This is a genomic window from Granulicella cerasi (assembly GCF_025685575.1).
In the GTDB taxonomy this organism is placed as follows: Bacteria; Acidobacteriota; Terriglobia; order Terriglobales; family Acidobacteriaceae; genus Granulicella; species Granulicella cerasi.
In genome coordinates this window covers 790,929-806,718 of the sequence record NZ_JAGSYD010000002.1, presented here as the reverse complement: position 1 = coordinate 806,718, position 15,790 = coordinate 790,929, and the positions used below count along the sequence as shown (strand labels likewise).

Annotated in this window: 11 protein-coding genes and 1 pseudogene; 9 read left to right on the top strand and 3 right to left on the bottom strand. The window is 60.0% G+C overall.

Annotated features, from left to right (window positions below; genetic code table 11):
* Positions 1 to 638: 638 nt before the first annotated feature.
* Positions 639 to 2,270: pseudogene (locus OHL11_RS08945) on the bottom strand (Ig-like domain repeat protein); the annotation flags it as partial.
* 161 nt (positions 2,271 to 2,431) lie between these two features.
* Between OHL11_RS08945 and dxs the strand changes: the two are divergent.
* The gene (dxs, locus tag OHL11_RS08940; protein ID WP_263371141.1) at positions 2,432 to 4,306 is read left to right on the top strand and encodes a 1-deoxy-D-xylulose-5-phosphate synthase; all 1,875 of its coding nucleotides are present in this window, start codon (positions 2,432 to 2,434) and stop codon (positions 4,304 to 4,306) included.
* Between the two features lie 47 nt (positions 4,307 to 4,353).
* Here dxs and OHL11_RS08935 read toward each other — a convergent pair whose 3' ends face one another.
* A complete protein-coding gene (locus tag OHL11_RS08935) occupies positions 4,354 to 4,881 on the bottom strand; it encodes an SRPBCC family protein (protein WP_263371140.1) in 528 nt (175 codons plus the stop codon).
* Between the two features lie 407 nt (positions 4,882 to 5,288).
* On the opposite strand from OHL11_RS08935, the gene OHL11_RS08930 reads away from it, so the two are divergent.
* From OHL11_RS08930 to OHL11_RS08920, 3 genes are read left to right on the top strand one after another with little or no spacing between them, the layout of a single operon-like run.
* Positions 5,289 to 7,979, top strand: a complete 2,691-nt coding sequence (locus tag OHL11_RS08930; RefSeq protein WP_263371139.1) for a TonB-dependent siderophore receptor — start codon at positions 5,289 to 5,291, stop codon at positions 7,977 to 7,979.
* Between the two features lie 10 nt (positions 7,980 to 7,989).
* Positions 7,990 to 8,715, top strand: a complete 726-nt coding sequence (locus OHL11_RS08925; RefSeq protein WP_263371138.1) for a tetratricopeptide repeat protein — start codon at positions 7,990 to 7,992, stop codon at positions 8,713 to 8,715.
* Positions 8,716 to 8,733: 18 nt separating this feature from the next.
* Complete coding sequence (locus tag OHL11_RS08920; RefSeq protein ID WP_263371137.1) at positions 8,734 to 9,414, top strand: Fe2+-dependent dioxygenase; 681 nt, start codon at positions 8,734 to 8,736, stop codon at positions 9,412 to 9,414.
* A 150-nt stretch (positions 9,415 to 9,564) separates the two neighbouring features.
* Here OHL11_RS08920 and OHL11_RS08915 read toward each other — a convergent pair whose 3' ends face one another.
* Complete coding sequence (locus tag OHL11_RS08915) at positions 9,565 to 10,119, bottom strand: fasciclin domain-containing protein (RefSeq protein ID WP_263371136.1); 555 nt, start codon at positions 10,117 to 10,119, stop codon at positions 9,565 to 9,567.
* A gap of 208 nt (positions 10,120 to 10,327) precedes the next feature.
* Between OHL11_RS08915 and OHL11_RS08910 the strand changes: the two genes are divergently transcribed.
* The 5 genes from OHL11_RS08910 (at position 10,328) to OHL11_RS08890 (ending at position 15,781) form a co-directional block, all read left to right on the top strand.
* Positions 10,328 to 10,864 carry a DUF2127 domain-containing protein gene (locus OHL11_RS08910; protein WP_263371135.1) on the top strand — a complete coding sequence of 179 codons (537 nt, stop codon included), beginning with the start codon at positions 10,328 to 10,330 and terminating at the stop codon, positions 10,862 to 10,864.
* A 549-nt stretch (positions 10,865 to 11,413) separates the two neighbouring features.
* Positions 11,414 to 11,851, top strand: coding sequence for a division/cell wall cluster transcriptional repressor MraZ (locus OHL11_RS08905; RefSeq protein WP_263371134.1), 438 nt, complete (start codon positions 11,414 to 11,416; stop codon positions 11,849 to 11,851).
* Between the two features lie 40 nt (positions 11,852 to 11,891).
* On the top strand, positions 11,892 to 12,809 hold the full coding sequence (rsmH, locus tag OHL11_RS08900; protein ID WP_263371133.1) for a 16S rRNA (cytosine(1402)-N(4))-methyltransferase RsmH: 918 nt from the start codon (positions 11,892 to 11,894) through the stop codon (positions 12,807 to 12,809).
* 62 nt (positions 12,810 to 12,871) lie between these two features.
* The gene (locus tag OHL11_RS08895) at positions 12,872 to 13,390 is read left to right on the top strand and encodes a septum formation initiator family protein (protein WP_263371132.1); all 519 of its coding nucleotides are present in this window, start codon (positions 12,872 to 12,874) and stop codon (positions 13,388 to 13,390) included.
* A 45-nt stretch (positions 13,391 to 13,435) separates the two neighbouring features.
* Entirely contained in the window at positions 13,436 to 15,781 is a 2,346-nt protein-coding gene (locus OHL11_RS08890; protein ID WP_263371131.1) for a penicillin-binding protein, read from the top strand.
* The last annotated feature ends 9 nt before the right edge of the window (positions 15,782 to 15,790 follow it).

Sequence of the window (15,790 nt, the reverse complement as noted above, 5' to 3'; positions counted from 1 at the left end):
ACAGGAAGGGCAGCGCGAAGATGCGCTGCCCTTCTTGCTGGGCTGAATTTACAGCAAGAAGAAGAGGCTGCGCCGGGTGGGCGCAGCCTCTTCTTTGCCTTGTGGGCGGTGGTTTACTGCACGTTCAGTTGGAACGTTGCGGTCTTGGTCGCGGTCGAGCTCTTCGCCGTAACCGTTACGGTGGAGGTGCCCGACGGCGTGGAGTTGCCGTCGCCGCAGCCGGTCATCACGCCGGTGAGCATCATGCCGAAGCCGAGGATCGCTGCCAGCGTCGTGACGCGGGCCAGCTTGGCACGCATACGACGGCGGAACGCCAGCGGCAGTGCGAGCAGACCGAAGGCGAGTGCGGTTTCGCTGCCACGCTTGCCGAAGGGCGAGGTGTGGCGGAGCGAAGCGCCGTCAACGGCGATGGTCAGCACCGAGGTGCCCGAACCCGTGATGCTGGTCGGCGAGAACTGGCAACGCGAACCGGCAGGGAGACCCGAGCAGGAGAGCGCGACCGTGTCGCTGAAGCCGGTGACGCCCTGAACGGCAACCGTCATCGTCTGCGTGCGCTGTGCGCCCGAAGCCGTCAACGCCGAGTTGCTGAGGATGAGGTTGAAGTCCGCAACCGGCGTCGTCGTTACGGTGACGGTCACCGAAGCGGGCGTGCTGGTCGTGGTGCTCGGGAAGGTGGAGTCACCCGAGTACGCGATGGTGATGACGTGGGAGCCAGCAGCCAGAGCGCTGGTGGTGTAGTACCACGCGCCGGTGGAGGCCGTTCCTGCGCCAAGCAGCTTGCCGCCGTCGTAGAAGTTCACCGTTCCGGTCGGGGTAGCGGAGCTGTTCACCGCTGTAACGACGGCGGTAAACGTCACAGCCGAACCAACGGCTGCAGTCGTGGTGTTGGTGTAAAGCGCCACATTTGCCGAAACGACTGCGGGTGGCTGGATCGTAAGGGCGATCGAGCCAGATGCCGTACGGGCCTGCGAGTCCGACGCCGTGAGCGCGATGGTGTAGTTGGCTGCCGCGGTGCCCGAAGGAACGGCCAGCGAGTAGCTGTAGATGCCGTCGCCGGACGTCTTGTCGCCGTGAGTGCCGTCATCGTAGAACGCCTGCGTGGTCGAGCCACCGAAGGCCGAAAGGTTTCCGACGACCGCAAGGCTCGTGGACGTGGGGTTCGTCGCTGCGGTGGCTGCCACGGTCAGCAACGTCGTCGATCCAGCCGTCACGGAGGAGGGCGTCGCCGTTCCGTTGGAGAGCGTGATCGGATTGGAGACCGTAGCCGACTGAACGGTGTACGTGGTGGATGCCGTCGCCGTTTGCGAGTTCGAGTCCGTAGCCTTGAAGTTGACGGTATACGTGGCCGCTGCCGTGGAGCTCGGAACGGTCGTCTGGTAGCTCCACACGCTGCCGCTCGTGTTGGTGAGCGCCTGAGTCGAGCTGCCACCGATGGGGCTGAGGTCAGCCGTTACCGTGCTGATCGTACCCGAGCCCGGGGTGACTGTGACCGAGACAGTCAACGCGCCGCCAGCGGTAACCGTCGCGGGCGAAGCTGTCGGGGAGCTGAGCGACGGTGCGGTGACCGTAGCGCCGCAAGGCGTTGCGGTGGCAGTGGACGCGCGAGGCGCGGTGGTGCCGGTCGAAAAGTCCGAAGCGTTCTTGCCCGTGTTCGTGCAGGCATTCGTGCGAATGGCAATGAGCGACGAGGTGAGAGTAGGAGCTGTGTCGCCGGCGCCTCCAGCTCCGCACAGCGCGGCTGTCGAGGAGAGACCGTAGGCCACATTGTCGACGACGTTGGGGTCGCTTTCCGGGCAGGCCAGCGGAGAAACAGCCGTGGAGCTCTTGACGAGGAAGAAGTGACCTGCACCAGCTGCTGCGGCGAAGGAACCGGTGACGTCGGCGGTGGGAAGGGGGTTCTGGCTGCCGTATGACGCGGAGTAGGTACCCGCGATGAGATAACGCTGACCGGGAGCAAGGCTCACGCCGGATGGGACCGAGGCGATGTTCGACGCAGAGACCGCCGTGGTCGTTGTAGCGGTAGCGGCGACGTACTGCACGGACCATCCGCTGATGTCCACGGCAGCGCTGCTCATGTTGAAGAGCTCGACGAAGTCCTGCGGGTAGAGACCAGCGGTGGAGGTGCTGCCGCCTCCGCCGTAGACCTCGGAGATGACGACCGTCGTGGAGGGCGTGGTCTGTGCGGAAGCGATGCATGTGGTCGCTGCGACGGCAAAGACAACGGCGCACAGACGCCGGAAGGCGCGGGAAACTCCTGAACTTGGGAACATGTGAGGTATCGTAACGCGATTCAGCGCATTCTGTGGGACATTTCGATGAAATTCGATATCCCGCAATCAGAATGCGGGGGCGACGGTATAGCGCAAATGCGCTTGGTACACTAAAACGTCGGGTGTGCGCTTCGTCGCGACCCACTTGGATTTTCAGCACGATGAGCGAATATTTGAGCCGGATCAAGTCTCCGGCTGATGTAAAAAAACTCGGCATGGTCGAACTGGAGCGCCTCGCGGAAGAAATTCGCGAACGGCTCATTCAGGGCGTGGCCAAGACCGGTGGACATATCGGGCCCAACCTCGGCGTTGTCGAACTGACGATCGCCATGCACTATGTCTTCGATACGCCGCAGGACAGCTTCGTCTTCGACGTCAGCCACCAGAGCTACGTGCATAAGCTGCTCACCGGCCGCGAAGACCGCTTTGAGACGATCCGCCAGCCCGGCGGCCTGAACGGTTTTATGCTGCGCACCGAAAGCGAACACGACAGCTTCGGCGCAGGTCATGCTGGTACTGCTCTGAGCGCGGCTCTGGGCATGGCCGTGGCGCGCGACATGAGCGGTGGTGACGAACACATCGTCGCGCTCGCAGGCGATGCGGCGTTTACCAACGGCATCAGCTTCGAGGCGTTAAACAACGTGGCCGCGCAGACCAAGCGCATGATCATCGTGCTCAACGACAACGAGTGGTCGATCGACAAGAACGTCGGCGCGATCGCAGAGTACTTCCACAAGATCGCCACGAACCCGACGTATGTGAACTTCTACGATCGCGTCACAGGCCTGGTTGAAAAGTTCGGCGGACAGGCTGCGCGGCACATCACGCGCAAGGCCGAAGAAGCCGCGAAGGGCGTCATCGGCCGCGGCATGATCTTCGAAGAGTTCGGGCTCGGTTACTACGGCCCCATCGACGGCCACAACCTGCCGATGCTGATCGAGACCTTCAAGTTCCTGAAGACGCAGAACCGCCCCGTCGTGCTTCATGCATTGACGCAGAAGGGCCGCGGCTTCCAGCCGGCGCTCGACAAGGTGAAGAAGTTCCACGGCCTCGGACCATACGATCCTGAGACCGGCGAGACGAAGGCGGCAGGGCAGAAGACCTATTCGGAGATCTTTGCCGAGACGCTGAACAAGCTCGCTGACATGGATCGCAACGTAGTGGCGATCACCGCGGCGATGCCCAACGGCACAGCGCTCGACGTCTTCCGTCCGCAGCATCCTGACCGCTACTTCGACGTCGGTATCGCCGAGGAACATGCCGTATTGTTTGCGGCAGGTATGGCGACGAAGGGCTATCGACCGTTCTGTGCCATCTACTCGACCTTCCTGCAGCGTGCGTTCGATCAAGTCGTGCATGACGTCGCTCTGCAAGAGTTGCCGGTTGTCTTCTGCATGGATCGCGGCGGCCTGAGTGGCGACGACGGTCCGACGCATCACGGCCTCTTCGACATCAGTTATCTGCGCAGTGTTCCGAACCTCATCCACATGGATCCGAAGGACGAGGACGAGCTGCAGGACATGATGTTCACCGCGCTGAAGCACAACGGAGCGAGCGCGATTCGCTATCCGCGCGGTACAGGCCCCGGTTCGGTGGTGAAGGAAACCCCGGTGGCGCTGGAAGTAGGCAAGGCTGAAGTCATCCGTGACGGCGCTGATCTCGCCATCTTCTCGCTGGGCAACATGCTGCCAGAGGCCGAGAAAGTCGCGAAGGCGCTCGAAGCGGAAGGCCACTCCGTCGCCGTCATCAACGCGCGCTTTGCGAAACCGATCGATGCCGAGTGCGTACTCTCCTATGCTCGCCGCTGCGGTCTGCTGATGACGTTGGAAGACCACGTCCTGGCGGGCGGTTTCGGCTCGGCGGTGCTTGAGGCCCTGCACGATGCGGGGCTCGAGACGCCGGTGGTGCGCGTGGGCTGGCCTGACCAGTTCATCGAGCACGGTAAGCCGGATGACCTTCGCGCGAAGTACGGCCTGGCGGCTGAGGCGGCGCTGGAGCGGGTTCGTCCGCTGCTCCGCAAGCCTGTCAGCGCATAGCTCAAAGTCATGAGAAAGAGGGTGGCTGCGGCCACCCTCTTTTCGTTTCAGCGAGCGTTTGTCGTGGCGCGCGCCAGCAGAGCTGCTGTGCGTTCGTGTCGGATGCGCCAGGCGTAGTGCAAAGCAGGTTTCGCGGCGAGCACACCCAGTTCGCCAAACGGCGGCTCGTAGGTCACCTCGTCTGTGACGAGAGTGCCGGGCATCCCCTTGTCGTTGTCGCGCGCGGTGACGGTGTGGCAGTGTCGCCAGCTTTTGAACGGGCCGGTGTACTGCACGTCGCAAAAACCCTCGTTCCAGCGGAAGTCTTCGATGCGGGCGTCCCACCCGGCGCGCGGAGGAAGCCACGGAGCGATGCGCGCGCTGATCAGAATGCGGCTGCCGGAGCCGGCCACGGCGCCGGGAAAGCGGGGTGTCCCTTCAGGTCTTGGCGGGGGCGCCTGGAACATCGCTTCCTCGATGCGAACCTTCTGCCAGGCGGGCATCAGCCGCGGCAGGTTCTCCGGGTTGGCGAAAAACGCGAAGACAAGCTCCACCGGATAGGGTAGCCACTGCTCGGCATGGAAATGTTGAGGCATTGCCAACTAGGATGCCTGTTTACCGTGCGAATTTCGCGCGGTCGTCTCAGATATCGCACAAAAATTGAATATGCGACGTGTCTAGTCCGAGATTTGTTGTAAGGTAAATAAGAACTCGGACTAACGGGGTCGCCAATATTTCGGACGGATGCGGTCGTATTCGTTTCCGGGGCAAACTGCGGCCTGATTTTCCGGGATTGAGAGATGACTGCGTGTGGATGAGGGCCGCGCAGGAATAGCAGAAAGGCCGTGAGGGCTGCCGATCTGCGCTGACAAACGCGCTTTCCCAGAGCTTCGCATGGGAGGCGCCAACACACAGCGCGAGGCCGTGTGTCCGGCAAGTGAGCGATGGGTCGCTGCACGAGGCCAGAGGGCACACAAGACTTTTTGAGGCAGGGAGCAAGATTTTGAGTAAGCAGATTGAGTTGAAGACAAGCCTGATGGCGGGACTTTTCGGCACGGAACCGGCGCAGCCGGCAGGCGTTACCGCCAGCCGCCGCAAGAACCCTCTGGCAGCGATGGTGGCCCTCACGCTGGCAGGTCTGACGACGACCACGGCCGTGGCCGCGACCACGCCGACGGACAAGAACGACGACCTTGGCAAAGAAGCCGACCCTCACCATGGTCACGAAGGTGCGGGCCAACATCCGAATGACCCCGCACATGAAGTGCATAAGTTTGATATCCCCGCAGGTCCTCTGAGTGAAGTAATCGCGGCGATCCGCAAGCAGGCGGGCATCCGCATCGCGCTGGCCTCGCAGGACAAGATGGCCGATGTGCCTTCGCAAGGTGTGAGCGGCGTGATGCCGGTGGACGCAGCGTTGCGTCAGGCGCTCGATGGTACGGGGCTTGCTGCGCGCTTCGACGCACCGGATTCGGTAAAGATCGACGTCCGTTCTGCAAATGAGTCGGTAGTGGTAACGGCTGACAACCAGCCTACGAATTTGAAATACACCGCACCGCTTCTCGATCTACCTCAGACCGTCAACGTTATCGGAGGCGAAGCCATGCAGCAGATGGCCGCGACTTCGCTAGTTGAGGCGCTTCGTGCTGTTCCGGGCATCACCTTCGGTGCTGGAGAAGGCGGCAACCCTCTCGGCGATCGTCCCTTCATCCGTGGTTTGGACTCTCAGTCGAGCACGTATATCGACGGCATGCGTGACATCGCAGCCCAGTCGCGCGATACCTTCGACATCGATAGCATCGAAGTGCAAGAAGGCCCTGGCGGTGCTTATGGCGGTCGCGGGACGGGCGGCGGCAGCATCAACATGAACAGCAAGATTGCTCGTAAGGATCGCTTCATTGCAGGTAGCTTTATGCCCGGCACCTCGAGCTATAAGCGCGCAACGATCGATGCGAACGCGAAGTTGATGAACAGCGTTTATGGTCGTTTGACCTCAATGTGGTACGACGCTGGAGTTGCTGGGCGCGACGGCGTGAATAACAATCGCTGGGGCTTCGCCCCGAGCCTCGCCATTGGTCTGGGCCACCCGACACGTTTGTTTTTGGACTACTACCACCTGATCACAAATAGCATTCCTGATTCGGGTATTCCGTACAACAATCCTGCAAACACGTACGCCTCAACCTACGCCGCTGCTGGATACAAGCAGGTTCTCCAGCCGGGCGATGGCACGCCGATCGCATTACCTTACAGAACGATCTTCTACGGCCTGCTTGACCGCGATAAGGATAAGGAATACGCGAAGATCGGTACCGCACGCGTCGAACAGGATTTGTTCCATGGCAAGTCACTGCTGCGCAACAGCTTCCGCTACGAGCGCACCAGCCAGGACTATCTTTGGACTCTTCCTGACGACAGCAAGGGTAATCTCTACTACGGTCTGTTATTCCGCCGCATCAATGCGAAGTACAACTCCGTGTATACGCTTGGCAACCAGACAGATCTATCAGGGGCGTTCAATACGGGAAGCATCAAGCACTCGTATGCGGTGGGCATGGAATTCTCCAAGGAACGCGGCAACATCGATAGCTACACCAACAACACGACAGCGTTCACTTCGCCCAACGCTCAGGGAACCGGCGGTACAGAAACGTGCCAGCTTGGGCTAGGTGCGGCTTCAGCTTATAACTGCACTTCGCTGTTTGCTCCCAATGATCGGGATCAGTGGATCGGAGCGTCAGCGAAGGGTGTCATTGGACTGACCTATACCAATTCGGTATACCTTGCCCATAATCCATCCCACTCGGTCGCGGTGACGAAGTCTGCTTATGGCTTCGACACCATTACGCTCAACAAGCATTTTCTCGCTACGGTGGGCGGTCGCTATGACCACTTTGAATCTAGCTATCTTTCCTCGACAGTCGCGAAGCAAGTGGTGGTCAACGATCTTGGAACTTACATTGCAGGCTTGACGTATAAACCCAACGCTGTGACGAGCATCTACGGCACAGTGAGCACGGCCGCGATTCCGACGGGCAACGCTTTGGCGCAGGGTACTGACACTTCGAACTTGAGCACGGTTGGTAACAGCAACCTGCAACCCGAGACGATTCGTCAGGAAGAGTTCGGCGTGAAGCGTGAACTCGCTCATGGTCGTGCGTTGGCGCATGTCGCGGTATATCGCGAAGACATCCAGAACGTTCGCATCACGCTCGCAGACGGCAATGTTGGCGCGGCGGGTACAGACCGTACGATCGGTCTCGAAGCTGGTGTCACTGGTTACATCACGCGCAAGTGGGATATGACCGGTGGTTATAACTTCATCGATGCCATCCTTACTAATGCCGGCGGTGCAGGTGCAGCGAACGGTCTGACGAATGGCAATCACATGCCAAACACGCCTTGGAGCAGCTTCAGCCTTACGAGTAATTACAAGATCATCCCACGCCTTCGTGTCGGTGGCGGTGTCTACGCAAACTCGATGGTCTGGGGTAATCAGTCTACAAATAAGTGGGTCCGTGGTTACACCCGTGTTGACCTGTTCAGTTCCTACGATGTGAACAAGCACTTCAGCATTCAGGGCAATGCGTTGAACGTTGGTGACAAGGTGTATTACCAGCAGGCGTATACGACGCACTACGCAGTGCTTGCTCCGGGACGCACGGTGCTCGTCGGCCTCAACGTGAAGTTCTAACTCATTAGCAATGAACGAAGAAGTAACAACGCAGGAAAATCTGGAACTGGTGCGCGAAGCGGCGATGAGCGGCGTGCACCAGGCCCAGGTGCTCTTCGGCCAGATGTTGCTTGACGGCAGACTCGTCGAGCGCAATCCGACGTGGGCGCTGCACTGGTTTGAGCGTGCTGCGCAAAGCGGCGACGTGATGGCCATGAACATGGCCGGGCGTTGCTTCGACCAGGGCTGGGGAGTCGCGCGCGATGCGGTGATGGCGGAGAAGTGGTTTCGCAAAGCGGCGGATCGCGGGCTCGACTGGGGCATGTACAACCTCGCCACGTTGCTCGCGCTGGGCGAAGGCGGCGTGAAGCAGGACAAGGCGCAGGCGTTTCACTGGCTGCTCGAGGCCGCAAAGCAGGGGCATGTGAAGTCGATGAACATCCTCGGGGGCTTCTATGAGGACGGCTGGATCGTGAAGGCTGATCGCGAGAAGGCGCGCGAGTATTACAGGCTCGCGGCCGATGGCGGTGACTTCCGCGGGCACTTCAACACAGGACGTCTGCTGCTCGAAGATGGCAACGAAGAAGCTGCGATCGCGTGCTTCCGTCGCGTGCCTGAGACCGCGACACAGGCCTTCATGGCCAAGATGAAACTCTTTCTGGAGCAGTCTGCTTCGGCGCGCATCAAGTCGTTCGCGCAGGAGCTCGCTGCTTCGCACACACCCACGCAGGCGCAGGACATACTCGTCGGCGCCTAGTTAGCCGGAGGTAAGACCATGCTGATTCCCATTCCCGATGTACTGACGCAGGACGAGGTCCGCGAATTTCGCGAGGCGCTCGACGCTTCGCAGTGGGTGGACGGCAAGGTCACTGCGGGTTATCAGTCTGCGCAGGTGAAGAACAACATGCAGATGCCGGAGAACCATCCGGTCGCGGTCGAGATCGGCCAGCGCATTCTGCAGGCGTTGCAGAACAATCCTGTCTTTGTGGCGGCCGCGCTGCCGAAGAAGATTTTCCCGCCGCTCTTCAACAAGTACGCAGGTGGACACTCGTTCGGCAATCACGTCGACAACTCGATCCGCCGGATCAACGCGACGGGCGAGCACATTCGCACCGATCTCTCGATGACGCTTTTCCTTTCGCAACCTGATGAGTATGAGGGCGGGGAACTAGTGGTCGAAGACACGTATGGCAGCCACTCGGTGAAGCTGCCTGCAGGCCACGCGATTCTGTATCCGTCGACGAGTCTGCATCATGTCCGCCCGGTGACGCGGGGCGCGCGCGTGAGCTCGTTCTTCTGGATGCAGAGCATGGTGCGCGACGACGTGAAACGCAACCTGCTGCTGACGCTGGATGTGTCGATCCAGAAGCTCACGCAGGATGTTCCAAACCATTCGTCGTTGGTCGATCTCACGGGCGTGTATCACAACCTGCTGCGCCAGTGGGCTGAGATCTAACAAGCTTCGGCAGCCTCCACTGCCGAGGAAGCGCCCGCATCACCCTCATGGTGCGGGCGCTAAATTTTTGCGCGCAGCGGTCTCTCCTGCCCATAAAAAAGAGGCGTGAGGACCCAGGGCCTCACGCCTTGCATTGGAACTTCGAGAAAGTTAGTTGGGCATCAACACGGTGTCGATGACGTGGATCACGCCGTTCGACTGGAAGACGTCCGGGGTGGTGATCCAGGCGGTGCCGCCCTTCTCATCCGTGATCTTGATCTTGCCCATGTCCATGGTGAAGGTGAGCATGCCGCCTTCGACAGTCTTCGCCGAATAGGTGCCGTTGCCCTTCTTGATCCACTTCATGAGGTCATGTGCGCTGATCTTGCCGGGCACAACGTGGTAGGTGAGGATCTTCGTCAGCGTGGCCTTGTTCTCGGGCTTGACGAGCGTATCAACGGTGCCAGCGGGCAGCTTGGCGAATGCATCGTCGGTCGGTGCGAAGACGGTGAAGGGGCCAGGGCCGTTCAGCGTATCAACGAGGCCAGCGGCCTTGACGGCAGCGACGAGCGTCTTGTGGATCGGCGAGTTCACCGCGTTCTGCACGATCGTCTTGGAGGCGTACATCGGTGCGCCGCCTACAGTGGGGTCAGCCTTCTGAGCAACCATGGTGCTGCCACAAGCGAGAAGCGCAGTGGCGCAGAGAGTGAGCAAAGTCTTCTTCATAGCGGATATTCCTTTCGTCCTGAGGACGTGGGTTTTAGAAGCACTGAAGTTCTTTTGCGTCTCCGGCCGGAAAGGCAACACTTTGCTAACGCATGGCCAAGGGAAGTGGATTGCACTTTCGAAAATTCTTTTTACTGTTGCCTCCGCGAATACAGAGAGGCCCCCTTGCGTTGACAAAGCAAAACGATGATCGTCAACTTCTAAGAGAGTGGGAAGTCTGACCCATCCCGAGCCCGTAGCCACGCCAACCCATCCTGGTGTTGACCACCATGATCGTGGGTTGCTGTTGGTCGCGCTCTTCAAGCTCGCCAAGGCGCTGTTCTTCGTTGGGGTAGGGGTGGGTGCCTTGCACCTCGTCCATCGCGATGTAGGCGAAGTGGCGATGCGTGTTGCGAGTCTCTTTCGGCTCGACACCGAAGGCCCGGTGGTGCGATTCATGCTCGATCGCGCCGATCTGATCTCCGGCCATCAACTACGCCGCACAGCGTTGTTCTCCATCCTCTACGCGGGCGTCTGCCTCGTCGAGGGTTTCGGGCTCTACAAAGAAAAGACCTGGGCGGAGTACTTCACCATCACGCTGACGGTGCTCGCGCTGCCGTGGGAGTTCTTCGAGCTCTTCCGCGATCCGACCGCCTTCCGCGCGGGCCTGCTCGCCTTGAATCTGCTGGTGCTCGGCTACCTGCTCTTTGTGCTGCGTCGTATGCGCCGCAAACAGGAACTGCGCCGTACTTCCGTCGCCAGCTAGGCCTCTACGGCGTTCACCGGCCATTCCAGGTCAAACTTACGGAATCCGCTCCACTTTCTTCCACTGAGAACGTGATTTGGCGTTCCGGCCCCAGTTTCGCGCTTCGGGAGCCGCGGATGCGGCTTCTCCGTCGGGAGAGCACAGTCGAAACGGGCATCGGGCAATGCGGATCGAGGAACGGGATTTGCGAAATTCCTAGGGAAATCGAGATTCTGCCGCTACACTTTCGCTTTTTATGCGCCTAAATGAGCAGAGGTAACTGCCACAAGTGCGACATGTGGCAAGACTCAAAAACGCCAACACTAGATGTAGTGGATATCAGCACCGTTTACACCATTCCGTGTTTTTTCCACATTCAGCGCACAAGAATTATCGGCCGATTCCAAAATAGGGCTTGCTTCGCGGGGTATCTCGCGAGATTCTTGTGGAACGAAGTGGTCAAAAGTGGTCTAAAGGGGTGAGTCGAAGCAAGATTTCAGCTCAATCCTACTTCGTTTCGGGCCCTGAAGGTGAGTAGCCGGCAAGGTTCCGAAATCGAGAGGCAGAAACGTGTTTCGCGGCAATCATCCAGCTCGGGTCGACGAAAAGGGACGCCTTAAGGTTCCTGCCGATTTCAAGCGCCGCGTAGACGAGTTGTACGGGCCGCAGTTCTTCATCACCAGCCGCGACGGTAAGCGTGCGGAGATTTACCCGATGAAGGAGTGGGAAAAGATTGAAGAGGGCATTGCGAAAGCGCCTGCTTCGGGAGCCAAGCGCAAGTTTCTGGACGTAACGAACTATTACGGCCAGGTGGTGGAAATGGATGGGCAGGGCCGGTTGCTGATTCCGCAGGTACTGCGCGGGGCAGCGGTGATCGAGGGTGATGTAGCGGTATTGGGACAGCAGACGTTCCTCGCTGTGGTGAACGACCAGAAGCACAAGGCAGCGCTGGAGGCCGAGCCTCTGACGGATGCCGATATCGAAGCGCTGGGCGTGATTGGTTTGTAAAGGTTCAGCTCCTGAGCGGAGCGCATGAGGCGGATGACAGATGGAAAAGCCGCAACATGTACCGGTTCTTTTTGATGAATGTCTTGACTATCTGAATTTGAAGCCCGGCGCGACGGTGGTTGACGCGACGCTGGGATTCGGCGGGCACTCTTCGGGCATCGTCCGGAGGCTCGGACCGAGCGGCAAGTTGATCGCGTTTGATCGCGACCCCAAGGCGATGGCCTTGGCGAAGGAACGGTTGGCAGGAGTTGCTGCTGAGCTGGGTTCCGAGATGCCGCAGGTAGAGTTTGTGCCACGAGCGTTTTCTGAGGCGCGCGAAGTGATTGCGCCGGGATCGCTCGATGGTCTGCTGGCCGACTTTGGCGTCAGCAGCATGCAGCTGGATGAAGCTGCACGGGGATTTAGTTTTCGGGCCGACGGGCCGCTGGATATGCGCATGGACGCACGCAGCGAGCTTACGGCCGAACAAGTGGTAAATCAGGCGGACGAGGAAGATCTCGCCAACCTGATTTACGAATTCGGAGAGGAAAGGAGGTCGCGGAGAATCGCCAGAGCAATTGTGCGGGCGCGGCCGGTGACGAGTACAGCAGAGCTTGCTGCAATCGTCTCGGCCGCAGCCCCGCCCAATAAATCGGACAAGATTCATCCGGCGACGAGAACTTTCCAGGCAATCCGAATTCGGGTAAATGATGAGTTGGGTGAGATTCGATCGCTGCTGGAAAGCGCGGGAAGCTTGCTCAAGCCGGCAGGACGAGTGGTGCTGATCAGTTTCCACTCGCTTGAAGACCGGTTGGTAAAGGATGCATTTCGTGACGGCGCGGTGACGGGTGAGTGGAATGTGCTCACCAAGAAGCCGGTCACGGCGACGGAAGAAGAAGAGCGCGTGAATCCGCGCAGCCGCAGCGCGAAGATGCGCGCGGCGGAAAAAGTTCAAGTACTACGTGTAAGACGGCGGTAAGCAGTTCGGGCTCGAGGCACTAGCCGGAAGCAAATGGCTGGCAGCTTTGGAGGGCAATCACAATGGCGACGATGGCAATGGCAGGCGAAGGAATGGAGCGGATGCACTCGCGCAAGACGAGTGGCCGCAATGTCAGCATTGCAGAACGCAACCGCGATCTCTACGAGAAGCAGCGTGCTCGTCGTCGTGGGCCTACACCGGAGATGTTCTTCGCCAAGCATCTGGACAACAGCCGCATCGTGAAGGCTGACGATCCTGATCGCCGTCGCGAGATGAAGACCTTCACAGCGGTAACGATGATCTTCTTCATGCTGACGATGGTCTATGTGTACCAGCACTTTTCGGCGATTGAAGTTGGCTATCGCGTGGAAGCGCAGAAGCAGCAGGTAGAGCAACTGCGTGAGACGAACCGCCAGCTTCGTTTGAATGAGGCGCAGCTGAGCGATCCGAACCGCATCGATCGCATCGCCAAGCAGCTTGGGTTGGATGAGCCGCTTCCGGGACAGGTGGTTCGCCCCGATGGCAATGACGGTACGGTTGTGGCGCAGATGCAGGCTCCGACGGTGCCGTACACGAACTAACGAGGCAAGGCTTCACCCACTACTTCTAAACCACAGGCTCCCCAGATGAAGACATCGCGACCGACATTGACCGCACCCATTCGCCGGGTGCGCTTCGTCTACGTCGCGATGTTTTTTTGTTTCTGGACGCTGGTCATTGGCGCGCGTCTGGTGTGGCTGCAGATCTTCCAGTACCACCACTACGTCGAGCGCGCTGCAATGCAGCAGGAACGCACGTTTGAAGTAGCACCGCGCCGCGGCGTGCTCTATGACCGCAACCTGCGTGAGTTGGCGATGACCGTCTCTGCGGACAGCGTGTACGCGGTGCCGAAGGAGCTTGGCGAGAACCGTGCGAACGCCGCGCAGATGCTCGCGCAGATCGTGCACGTCGATCCGCTTGACCGCTTCACGACCGAGGCGCAGATCGGAGCGCGCTTCAACGCTTCGCGCAACTTTGCATGGGTCGCACGCAAGGTGGACCCCGACACCGCACAGCGTGTGCGCGAGTTGAACCTGAAGGGCGTGTATTTCCAGAAGGAGTTCAAACGCTACTACCCGAACAACGATCTCGCCGCGCACGTGCTGGGTTACGTCGGCACGGATGATAACGGTCTCGGCGGCCTTGAGCGTGAGTTCGATGACCCGATGCACGGCACGCCAGGACATATGTTGACGGCTGTGGATGCGAAGCGTCACGTGATGGGCTCTGTTGAGAGTGAACCGATGCCGGGCGAGAACCTGGTGCTGACGATCGACGCGAATATCCAATACATGGCGGAGCGAGCGCTGGACGCGCAGGTGCAAAAGATGAAGGCGCTGCACGGCACGATCGTCGTGCAGGATCCGCACACTGGCAACATCCTCGCGCTTGCTGTGAGTCCGCGCTTCAATCCTAATGACTCCCGTCATCTCACCGCAGAAGCCCTGAACAATCTCGCTGTGAGCGACGTCTATGAGCCGGGCTCCACCTTCAAGCTGGTGACCTATGCCGCAGCGCTTGATGGTGCGGGCGTGCAGCCGACGGACAAGGTTGATTGCCAGGGCGGTGCGTGGTCGATGTATGGCCGTACGCTGCATGACGATAAAGACGATCACTTCGGTGTAGTCACGGTGCAGTACGCGTTGGAGCACTCGAGCGACGTTGGCGCGGCGAAGCTCGCCATGAAGCTGGGCAACGACAAGTTCTACAAGTACATTCGCGGCTTCGGCTTCGGCGACCGCACGGGTATCGAGCTGCCGAGCGAGACGCGTGGACTGCTGCGCAATCCGCGCAAGTGGACCGCAACAAGTTTTATGTCGATTGCGATCGGACAGGAAGTCGGCGTAACCCCGGTACAGCTTTCGACGATGGTGTCGGCAATTGCGAATGGAGGCGTGTATCTGCCGCCTCACATTCTGCTCGAGTCGACGGATGCGATGAAGGGCGATCCGCGTCTGGCACCGCGTCCGTTCAAGCCGGTGATGCAGTTGCCGAAGGACCTGCCGGAAGGCTCGCGTCGCGTGATCAGCGAGATGACGAGCGCGAAGATGCGCATGATGATGCAGGGCATCGTCACTGAGGGCACGGGTAAGCTGGCTGCGCTAAACGGCTACAGCTCTGCGGGCAAGACGGGCACAGCCGAGAAGATTGATCCGGCGACGCATACGTACTCGCATACGAAGCTCGTTGCATCGTTCGCTGGATTCGCGCCGGTGAGTGCTCCCGCAATCTCGGTGGCCGTCGTGATCGATCAACCGGGCGTGGGCACGGGCTACGGTGGAACGGTATCGGCGCCTGTGTTCAGTGAAGTGGCTCAGCAGGTGCTTGAGTACCTCGGCGTGCCGCATGACCAGCCGTTGAAGTCGAAGTCGCAGTTCAAGCAGGAGCAGGCTGCGGTAAAGCCGATGGCTGATGGTCCGAGCGACGTACAGCCAAATGATGATCTGCAGGCGATGTACGACGAGGTGAATACGCTACCCCCGGACGATCCTCTTCGCCAGCCGCAGAACGCAGCGGCGATGGCTCAGAACCAGGTGGCGGACGCAGCAGCAGCGGAAGCGGCGCAGCGTGCATCGCGTGAAGCGCTTCCACGCAAGGGGATTCTCGGTTTGCCGGACAAGGTGCTGGCGACCTTCCATGCGAACGGCAACACCACTTCCGTGATGCCTGATGCCAATGCGAATGCGCCGGTGCACACGGTGGTGCAGCCCGTGGTGCAACCGCGCAGCCCCGGCGCTGTGGTGGTCGACGCGGGCAAACGCGTGGCAGTGCCGAACTTCCACGGAAAGGCGCTGCGCAATGTTGTCGAAGGTGCGGGCTCGATTGGACTGCGTGTGCAGATGCTCGGTAGCGGCCTTGCCGTGGACCAGGCTCCTGCTGCGGGAACGATGGTGCCCCCGGGCACGGAAGTCATCGTGAGGTTCGCGCGATAAACTCGGCGC